This is a genomic window from Sphingobium sp. ba1, from assembly GCF_000743655.1.
GTDB lineage: Bacteria > Pseudomonadota > Alphaproteobacteria > Sphingomonadales > Sphingomonadaceae > Sphingobium.
This window is the reverse complement of record NZ_JPPQ01000069.1, coordinates 1,600,730-1,610,057: the sequence shown is the minus strand read 5'-3', so window position 1 is coordinate 1,610,057 and position 9,328 is coordinate 1,600,730. Positions and strand designations below refer to the sequence as shown.

The 9,328-nt window shown below is 62.8% G+C and carries 8 protein-coding genes and 1 pseudogene; 2 read left to right on the top strand and 7 right to left on the bottom strand.

The window, feature by feature from the left end:
• Positions 1 to 147: 147 nt before the first annotated feature.
• Positions 148 to 1,093, top strand: a pseudogene (locus IL54_RS23685) (IS630 family transposase).
• 304 nt (positions 1,094 to 1,397) lie between these two features.
• Here IL54_RS23685 and cofC read toward each other — a convergent pair.
• The 4 genes from cofC to IL54_RS10790 form a co-directional block, all read right to left on the bottom strand.
• Positions 1,398 to 1,955 (bottom strand): 2-phospho-L-lactate guanylyltransferase, encoded by a 558-nt coding sequence (cofC, locus tag IL54_RS10805; protein ID WP_037475562.1) that lies wholly within the window; start codon positions 1,953 to 1,955, stop codon positions 1,398 to 1,400.
• A complete protein-coding gene (gene cofD / locus IL54_RS10800; protein WP_037475560.1) occupies positions 1,955 to 2,881 on the bottom strand; it encodes a 2-phospho-L-lactate transferase in 927 nt (308 codons plus the stop codon). Before cofD ends, cofC begins: the two co-directional genes overlap by 1 nt.
• A complete protein-coding gene (gene cofE, locus IL54_RS10795; protein WP_037475558.1) occupies positions 2,878 to 3,615 on the bottom strand; it encodes a coenzyme F420-0:L-glutamate ligase in 738 nt (245 codons plus the stop codon). Before cofE ends, cofD begins: the two co-directional genes overlap by 4 nt.
• A gap of 95 nt (positions 3,616 to 3,710) precedes the next feature.
• Entirely contained in the window at positions 3,711 to 4,931 is a 1,221-nt protein-coding gene (locus tag IL54_RS10790) for a cytochrome P450 (RefSeq protein WP_037475556.1), read from the bottom strand.
• A gap of 119 nt (positions 4,932 to 5,050) precedes the next feature.
• On the opposite strand from IL54_RS10790, the gene IL54_RS10785 reads away from it, so the two are divergent.
• The gene (locus tag IL54_RS10785; protein ID WP_037478348.1) at positions 5,051 to 5,416 is read left to right on the top strand and encodes a nuclear transport factor 2 family protein; all 366 of its coding nucleotides are present in this window, start codon (positions 5,051 to 5,053) and stop codon (positions 5,414 to 5,416) included.
• Positions 5,417 to 5,438: 22 nt separating this feature from the next.
• Here IL54_RS10785 and IL54_RS10780 read toward each other — a convergent pair whose 3' ends face one another.
• The 3 genes from IL54_RS10780 to IL54_RS24130 form a co-directional block, all read right to left on the bottom strand.
• Positions 5,439 to 6,239, bottom strand: coding sequence for an SDR family NAD(P)-dependent oxidoreductase (locus IL54_RS10780; RefSeq protein ID WP_037475554.1), 801 nt, complete (start codon positions 6,237 to 6,239; stop codon positions 5,439 to 5,441).
• A gap of 67 nt (positions 6,240 to 6,306) precedes the next feature.
• On the bottom strand, positions 6,307 to 8,697 hold the full coding sequence (locus IL54_RS10775; protein ID WP_037475552.1) for a TonB-dependent receptor: 2,391 nt from the start codon (positions 8,695 to 8,697) through the stop codon (positions 6,307 to 6,309).
• Positions 8,698 to 8,845: 148 nt separating this feature from the next.
• Positions 8,846 to 9,328, bottom strand: a 483-nt coding sequence (locus tag IL54_RS24130) for a helix-turn-helix domain-containing protein (RefSeq protein ID WP_037478346.1), incomplete at its 5' end; no start/stop codon positions are given.

Here is a 9,328-nt window from a genome sequence, read left to right as displayed (position 1 = left end):
CCACCCCGGACCGGACATCGCATCCTGACCCGAACGGACCACAAAGTCATAAGACAAGCGGTTTTCGACCGTTATGAATCGTTGAGGGATTTCCACGGGGCGTGATTTCTGATTCAGAGTCTGTGCTGGTGAAGGAGGCCAGCATGGATGGGCCAACCTCTATCGATGGATTTACGTAAGCGGCTTCTGGCGGCGATCGATGCCGGGATGAGTTGTCGTGCTGCGGCGGCTCGGTTTGGTGTAGCGCCCTCGACAGCGATCCGTTGGCAGGATCAGCGGCGTACGACCGGCAGCTTTGCTCCCAAGCCTCAGGGTGGCGATATGCGATCGCGCCGGATCGAGGAGCGGCAGGCTGAAATCCTCGCCATATGGGAAGCGCGCAAGGACATCTCGCTTGAAGAACTGCGGGCGGCGTTGATCGATCTGGGCCTGCACGTCTCGGTGGCCGGGCTTCACCGCTTCTTCGTTCGTCACGGTATGACGCGCAAAAAAGACTGGCCATGCAATCGAGCAGGACCGCCCCGATGTCCTGAGCCAACGACATGACTGGTTCGATGGCTAGCTCGATCTTGACCCCGAACGGCTCGTGTTCATCGACGAGACCTGGACCGCGACCGACATGACCCGCAGCCATGGCCGCTGCGCCAGGGGCGAGCGCCTGCGGATGGGCTTCCCGCACGGCCACCGCAAGACGACCACGCTGGTTGCCGGATTGCGCATGACCGGAATGGTCGCGCCAATGGTGCTCGATGGCCCGATCAACGGCGACTGGTTCGAAGCCTATGTCACCCATGTTCTCGTGCCCGAACTGCGGCTCGGCGACGTTGTCATCATGGACAACCTGTCGAGCCACAAGCGCGCATCGGTGCGCGAGCGGATCGAAGCGGCAGGCGCAACCTTGCGCTTCCTTCCGCCCTACAGCCCAGACTTCAATCCCATCGAGAAAGCCTTCTCCAAGCTCAAGGCCATGCTCAGGAAGATCGGCGAGCGCACGGTGAGCGGCCTCTGGGACCTCATCGGCAGGCTCGTGGATATCTTCCAGCCCGGAGAATGCGCCAACTACTTCAGCTCGTGCGAATATGATCTGGACTGATCGAAAAGCGCTTTAATAGGTTTTCAACATAGTACCCCGTTATAGGCGCTGATCGAGCTGATCGAGCTTACGCCCGGCGCGAAGCGTGGTGAGGTCAACGCCATGTTCTACGGCGAGTTTGGCAGAGTCCTGGACGAGAATACACAAAGCCCCGGCGCTTTCGCGTCGGAGCTTTGTGAAATGTCAGTTTCGGTGGTTTCAGTTTGGACGGCAAAAAGCCCGCCTTTGAGGGGCGGGCATATTGTGTGCGTTGGTGTGGTTGCGGGAGGACGATACAACCGAAGCCGACATTCACTCTCTACTGTTATTTAAGCATGTCTCGATACTTATCTAGATCATCGAGCGTATCGACGTCGAACCCTAGCCCCGCTCGCACGATAATGGCGGCATCGGTGCGCTGTTGCCGATGATGGGCCAGGCTGTCCGGCCCGAAGGCAAATTGGAAAGGGCGATTGTCCGCAAGTGCGACTGCATTGGTCCCGCGCCCGTGCCGATCCGGCGCGAACGCGGCGCCGCTCGCTGCCGCTGCGGCCAAAAGGGACTCCACATCGTCGACGGTCAGGCAGGGCAGGTCGGCATGAACGACAATGGTCGGCCCATTGCCCAAATCATCCCGCGCCGCCGCCAACTCCTCGTTCAGTCCGCGCCCCTCGTCCCGCAACCATTGGCACAGCCAACGCGGAACAGCGGCGGGGGCGAGCAGATGCACGGCGGCAATGGATGGCAAGTCGGACAAGCAGCTAATGACCGCCTCCGCCATGGCAGCGGCCAATGCCTGTCGCTCCGGCACGTCCAATGTTGCGCTCAACCGCGATTTGGTGTCTGGCCCTTGTTTCCACGGGACGATCGCGGTCCATACCATTAGGCGCGCAATCCGGCCGCCAGATCGAGCGCTGCTTGCGCCACCCGCATTTTGTGCGTCAGCGTCGTCATCAATGTCGCGCAATGCGCAACGGCGATGCCCGGCGCGTCGCACCGATCGCCGCTGTCGATCAGCATGGCATCGATCAGCCCGGCATAGTGGTGCGCGATGCTGTCATTATCGACCGCCATGTTGAGGTCACCCATCAGCTTCGCCGTCGGTCCCTTGACCGCTTTGCCGCCGATCAGCGGCGATATGGCCACGATCGGCGCAGAAGTATGCTCCAACGCCGACCGCAAGGCGGGCACGGCCAGTAGGGGGGCGACACTGAGGAAGGGATTGGACGGGGCGATGAGGACCGCGTCGGCCGCCAGGATCGCATCCACGACGCCCGGGGCCGGCGCCGCTTCCGCTGCGCCATCGAACAGGATGGACCGCACGGCGGGTTCGCACCGCTGTTCCACGAAATAGCGCTGAAACTCCAGGCGGCCGCGATCGGTATCCAGCATTGTGGCGACGGGCTGATCGCTCATCGGCAAGATGCGGATGGGGATGTTCCAGCGAGCGGCGAAGCGGGCCGTGACCTGCGAGAGGCTTTCCCCCTGCGCCAGGGCATGGGTGCGCAAGACATGGAGCGCCATGTCGCCATCGCCCAGGGCAAACCAGTCCGGGCCGCCCAGTTCGCGCAGCCCCGCCATGAAGGCCCAGCTTTCACCTTCGCGGCCCCAGCCCTGCGCGGTATTGGCCTTGTCCGCCAGCGTGTAGAGCAAAGTGTCGATATCGGGCGAGACATGCAGGCCCAGATGCCGGAAGTCGTCGCCAGTATTGACGATCGCGGTCAGCGTGTCTGGCGGCAGGATGTGCGAGAGGCCGAGGACAAGCTTGGCCCCGCCGACCCCGCCGGTCAGGACGACGACGCGCTTCACGCGAACAGATCCTCGTGCGACGGGCGGACCAGGTCGGCGGCGGGGCGCGAGGCGCCCGTCACTGCATAGCCGCGCAGCAGGGCGGCGGGAATACCCTCCGCCCCCTCCCCCGTGGCCAGGCAGGCGGCGGTGGCTATGATATCCCCAAGGGCGATCTGGGTGACTTCCAGGGTCCGGCCATCCCGGTCGATTTCGCCGCGCCGGTCGTCCAGCGCGGGCAGGCCCGCCGCCCCGATGGCGACCGCCACGACGCCCATGCGCCAGGGCCGCCCGAAACTGTCCGATATGATGACGGGCATGGCGAGTTGCCGGTGCAGCGACGCGGCGGTCGCATCCGGGTCGATCGGCAGGAGCAGCGCGCGATCGCCGGTCCCCGCGCCGATGTTCGAGCGGTCGATGCCCGCATTGGCCATGACATGGCCCAGCCGGTGCCGGGCGATCAGCACATGGGGCACGGCGCGGATGATGGCGCTGGATTCGTCGAGCACCAGTTGCACCAGCCGGGCGTCCTTGCGGGTGATGCCGGCCAGCCTGATCGCTTCATCGGAGGGCACGACATCGTCCAGCGCGACGAAGCGCCCCTGCGCCTTCGACACGATTTTCTGGGTCACGACCAATATGTCGTCAGGGCGCGGTTCGATGCCGCGCCGATCCAGCGCGCCGCGCAGGACGTCCGCCAGATCGTCGCCCGGCTGGACCTCCCCAATCCCTGTCAGGGGGATGATTTCTATCATTGCGTCACGTCTTCTCCCGGCGGCATCGCCTGTCCTGCGATGCCGCCGCCCCCTGCGTCAACCCTGGCGGTCTGGACGGACGCTTTTGGCCGCGATCAGCCCCATTGCAGGTGCAGGTCGGGGACGTGGAGGATGTTGCCCACGAAATAGGGAATCTGGAACCCGTCCTTGACCCGAAATTCGGGCAGGGTCGTGACAAATTCCTCCACCGCGATCTGCAATTCCAGACGCGCCAGATGCATCCCCAGGCATTTGTGGATGCCGCTGCCAAGCGACATATGGGGTGCCTTGCGATCGAAGCGGATCGCCTGCGGATCTTCGTAAAAGGCAGGGTCACGGCCGATGACGGGCGTGCTGAACGCAACATAGTCGCCCGGCATAATCATCTGCCCCTGAATCTCGATCACCTTGGTCGCGATGCGGAAGGCGGTGACGGGGGCGAAGGCGCGCAGAAATTCCTCCACCGCCAGCACGATCAGCGAAGGATTAGCGCGCAGTTCATTCTGCTTGTCGGGGTGGGTGGCGAGATAGGCGAAGATGTTGCCCAGCAGCGACGTCACCGTGTCCAGCCCGCCGATATAGAGGTTGAAACAATGGCCGAGCACTTCGTCGTCATTCCACAGGCGACCATCGACCTCGAACGTCAGTATCTTGCTGATATAATCGTCGCGCGGCGCAACCCGGCGGGCCTCTATCTCCTCCATCAGATAGTTTTTGACGCAGCGCACGGCATTGCCGCGCACTTCCCAGTCGTTACTGTGGAGCAGTTCCTTTTCCCATTTCAGGAATTCGGCCATCCGATCCTGCGGCAGACCGAGCAGGTCGAGCACGATGAAGATCGGGAATTTTTCGGAGAAGTCGGCGATGAAATCGCACGCGCCCTTGTCCTTGAACTGGTCGATCAGGGTGCGGGCGCGCTCGCGCACCTGGTCCTTCAACGCGAACATTTTTTGCGGGGCGAAATGGCTGTTGAGCGCCTTGCGATAGGCGGTGTGGACCGGCGGATCGGCCTCTGTCGGGATCACCAGCCAATTTTCACCGATATTCTGGGCCCATTTGCCCATGCCGTTTTTCGTGAAATTGTCGGCGTCGCGCAGCATCGCCTGCACGTCTTCGGCATTTTTGAGCAGCCAGCCGGGCTGGTCGCCGGGAAAGATGTTGGTGACATAGGTGACCGCCGGCAGGTCCGCGTGCATTTGCGGGATCAGCACTTCGTGCGGATTGTCATAGGTCACCTTGCGCGCGAACAGCGGCAGGGCCATCGCCAGTTCGGCAGGGACATGGGCTGGCAGGGGCTTTTGCGCGAGTGCGGTCATGGAAATCTCCGAGGGGTGAAAGGGCAAGGGTTCCCCTTGCCAAAGACAGGTGCGGCCATGGCCGCCCGCCACATGATGGCGGCGACGCGGATCAACCGCGAGACAAGGAGGCGATGGATATGAACGAGGCAGAGACGCTGGATCTGGAACAGGCGATCCGCGACAATTACCGGTTGTGGAACGAGGGCAAGCGCGAGGAGCTGGACCGGCTGTTCGCAGCGATGGGGCCGGACGGCTTCACCATCGAATATGTGGGCGCACCGGCGATCGACGGTCCCACCGCGATGGCCGACATGTGGACGAAGTATGGCGGCCAATGCATCACCGAACCGGTCGAGGTGATCGTCAACGGCAGCGAAGGCGCGGCCTATGTCGCCAATCGGCTCCAGACCCCGGACGGCGTCGTGACGCTGCCCAGCCTGGAAACCTACAAGGTCGAGGACGGACAGCTGACCATCCGCTATTTTCACCGGGCCGCGCATTAAGGATCGGCAGGCGGCGGGCATGTCAGTCCGCTGCCTGCATGAAGGCCAAAAGGTCGGCATAATGAGGCTGGTGGATCAGCCCGCCGCCAGAGATGGAGATATTCTCGCCGGTGATGTAGCGCGATTCGTCGGACGCGAGGAAGGCGACCAGCGCAGCGATATCGTCAGGCGTCCCAAACTCAGGCGTCAATATGTGACGCTGGATGATTTCCTTCAAGCCTGGCACCGTCTTTTCCAGCGCCTCGGTCAGGACCACGCCGGGCGCGATGCTGTTGCAGCGGACATTCTGCCGTCCATGCTGGGTGGCGACATATTTGGTGAGGCCGATGATCGCGGCCTTGGACGATCCATAGGCGATGCGCGCCAGGTCGCCCGCGCTGCCCGAATTGGACGCAGTATTGATGATCGACCCGCCGCCGCCCGCGACCATGTGGGGAATCGCATATTTGCACCCCAGCAGATAGCCGGTCAGGTTGACGTCCAATATCTCGCGCCAGATGGCGATAGGAATGTCGACGGCGGTGGTGTCCTGCGGGCTTTTGGCCGGGTCGGTCATCGCCGCATTATTGTGCAAGATGTGTAGGCCGCCGAAATGATCGACGCAGCGGTCCACCAGCGCCTTGACCGAGGCGGGATCGGCTGCGTCGAACTGGACCGCCAGCGCCTTGTCGCCCAGGGGCTGCGCCGCGCGGACAGCCGCATCCTCGAACAGGTCGGCGATCACAACGTACGCGCCTTCGGCAACGAAGCGCCGGGCGACGGCGGACCCGATACCCCCCCCGCCGCCGGTGATGATCGCAACCCTGTTTTCCAACCGCATCATGCCAGTCTATTCTCCATGTTCAGCTTTGGGGAGAAAGCAGGTCGGCCCTGCCCCCTGCCCCGTTCGGTCAGAATTCGAACGTCGTTTCCACGCCATAGGTGGCGGGCTGACCGACATAGGCCACCGCGATGCCCAACGTCCGGTAGAGGTCGGGGAAGCGGCGCAGCAGATATTTCTTGTTGGTGATGTTGCGGCCGTACAGCGCGACTTCGACATTGGGGTTGTCGAGCTTGAAGGCGATGCGGCCGTTGAAGATGCCATAGCCGGGCACCTTACCCAGCGCGTTTTCGACATCATAGGCCGCCTTGGTCGCGGCAGAGGCCTGTTCCGCCGCCTTGACCGCGTCGAAATGCTGCGACCCGACATAGGCATAGGCCCCTGTCACGGCGAGCGTGCCGCCACCTACATCCAGCTTCTGCGTGGCGCTGATGTTGAGCTGCCTCTTGGGCAATTGCAGCAGCGGCAGGCCGCTTAAATCGACGACGCAGCCATTGACGACGCCGGCGGGGTTGGTGCAGCCGCTGCCCGCGACAACCTGCGTCTCGCTGAAGCTGCCCTTGACATATTTGCCGTTCTGCAAGCTGCCATTGGCGCTGAACGTCATCCCTTCCCACGGGATTACGGTGATTTCATTTTCGATGCCCCAGATGCGGACCTTGCCGTTATTCTGGATATATTGGGTGACGCCGATGCCGGGGACGAAGCTGTTGACGATCGCCTGATTATCATCCTTCCAGGTGTGGAAGATCGCGGTGTTGAAGCGCACGCGCCGGTCGAACAGGTCGACCTTCAGGCCCGCCTCGACATCCTTGACCTTTTCCGGCGAGAAGGCGGGAAGACCGCCGGCGCGTAGGTTCCAGCCGCCAGCCTTGGCCGCGCCGCGGGTGGCGAGATAGAGGAAGATATTGTCGGCCGCCTGCCAGTCGATGCCCAGGTTCCAGGCGGGATAGTTGAACTTGGCGTTCTGGACCTGGTTGCAGGTCGTGGGGGTCACCGGTTCCGATGGGGTGACCGTGCAGTTAATGCCGGTGGGCGTGCCTGCGACGGCCACATCATAGGGGCGGCCCAGAACCTGCGCATTGTGCAGCACGCTGTTGCGCGTGTCCCAGGTGTAGCGGAAGCCACCGACTGCGCGGATCGTAGGCGTGATCTCATAATAGGCCTGGGCGAACAGGCCGAACGTCTTGTTGGTGACGTCCGCGTTGGAGTCGCGGATCAGCCCGCCGAAAATCTGCGAACGGCTGAATTCATAGCCGCTTTCCTTGCCGGCATAAGCGCCGGTGATGAAGCTCAAACTATCGGTGATGTCGCCTGATAGCTGGAGTTCCTGCGAGACATAATAGGAGCCAGACCCGGCGAAAGTGCCTAGGAGCGGGACGGCGGTGCCGTCCGTATCGCTGAGGCCATAGTTCATCGAGTGGCGATAGCCGGTGATCGATTTGAGGTTCAGGCCGCCCAGTTCGACATTGAGCGTGCCAGAAAAGCCATAGACTTCGAGCGTGTTGAACGGCTGCACGCCGTACAGCGCCTGCGCTTCGGGCGTCAGCGTGCCGATGCCCGCCGCGAGCGACGTGCCGGTGGCTGTATTATCCCACCAGTCGGCCTTCCTGAGCAGCCCCGCGGTCAGGCCGGGCTGGAAGGGGGCGGGAACGATGGCGGGGTTGAAGGCCCAGAGTGCGGTCTGCTGGCCATGATTGGACTGGCGGTTCCAGTCGCCCGACAGGGTGAAATCCCAGCCTTCACCATCATATTTCAGCTTGCCGCGCAGGAATTTCGACCTGTTGTCGGCGAAATCGCGATTGTTGAGCGGGTTGGTGCCATAGCCTTCACGTTCATTTATCGCGCCGCTGACCCGTATGGCCAGACCCTGCGCCAGCGGCACGTTGACGCTCGCCGACACGCCCAGATTGTCGTAATTGCCATATTCGGCCTTGAACGTGCCGCTCAACTGATCGTCGGGATCGCTGGTGATGATGTTGATCGCGCCGCCGGTGGTGTTGCGGCCGAACAGCGTGCCTTGCGGCCCGCGCAGCACTTCCAGGCGCTGAATGTCCTGCAGATCGGTCATGCCAGTGGAGGGACGGGGAATATAGATGCCGTCGATATAGGTGGCGACGGCGGGATCATTGGCCAGGATCGGCTGGAGATTGCCCTGGCCGCGAATGGCGACGAAGACGATGCCGTCGCCGCCGGCCGAGCCGCGGCCGATGACCAGGCCCGGTGCGGTGCGTTGCAGATCGACGACATTTTCGACCTTGGCCGTGGTCAGCGCTTCCGGGCTGAGCGCGGTGACGGCGATCGGCGTCGTCTGAAGGCTTTCTTCAGTACGGCGGGCGGTGACGACGATGTCCTGAATGCCTTCCGCGCCGGACTGCGGCTGTTGAGCATAAGCAGGCTGCGCTATGGCGGCGATGAACGCGCCTGTGGCGATGGTTCCCAGAGTGACGGCCTTGGTCATAAATCCTCCCTGTTTATTTTTATGTTGGTGCCTGGTCGGGCACGTCATTGCGGGATGATGCTAACGGAGCGGCGGTGGACCCTAAAGGGAGCGCGCCCTGATTGACTGTATCCCGACAGGTTTTGGCCGCTGCCCGACAGTTTGCGCGTCAATGCAGCTGGATCGGCAGGCAGCGATATTCCCTGGGCGTCTGGCCGGTTGCCGCGCGAAAGGCGGCAGAAAAGGCGGATGTGCTGCTGAAACCGCAGCGCCAGCTGACTTCCTTGATCCGGGCGGTGTCGCCGCGTAGTAATTCCTTGGCCAAAGCGATGCGGCTGGTCGCGACAAATTCGCCCAGGCTGACGCCGGTTCCATCCTTGAACACGCGCGCGACATGCCGCACGCTCATATTGCAGCCGCGGGCGATGTCCGCGACGCCCAGTGGGCCCGACAGATTGTCCATCACATAATCGACGATATGGCGCACCTGCCGCCCGCAGCGCGACATCCCCCCGCTCAGATCCTGCGGCCCAAGATGGCGGACGAGTTCGACCGCCAGGCCCATCAGCATGGACTGGATCAGCGTCTGGCTGGCGAAACCGGGGTTACGCAGTTCGGCCGCGAGCCCTTCAAACATGCGGCGCATAGCGAT

Coding starts and splice junctions, on each gene's coding strand:
- cofC (WP_037475562.1), bottom strand. CDS start 1,955: ATGGTATGGACCGCGATCGTCCCGTGGAAACAAGGGCCAGACACCAAA.
- cofE (WP_037475558.1), bottom strand. CDS start 3,615: ATGATAGAAATCATCCCCCTGACAGGGATTGGGGAGGTCCAGCCGGGC.
- IL54_RS10790 (WP_037475556.1), bottom strand. CDS start 4,931: ATGACCGCACTCGCGCAAAAGCCCCTGCCAGCCCATGTCCCTGCCGAA.
- IL54_RS10785 (WP_037478348.1), top strand. CDS start 5,051: ATGAACGAGGCAGAGACGCTGGATCTGGAACAGGCGATCCGCGACAAT.
- IL54_RS10780 (WP_037475554.1), bottom strand. CDS start 6,239: ATGATGCGGTTGGAAAACAGGGTTGCGATCATCACCGGCGGCGGGGGG.
- IL54_RS10775 (WP_037475552.1), bottom strand. CDS start 8,697: ATGACCAAGGCCGTCACTCTGGGAACCATCGCCACAGGCGCGTTCATC.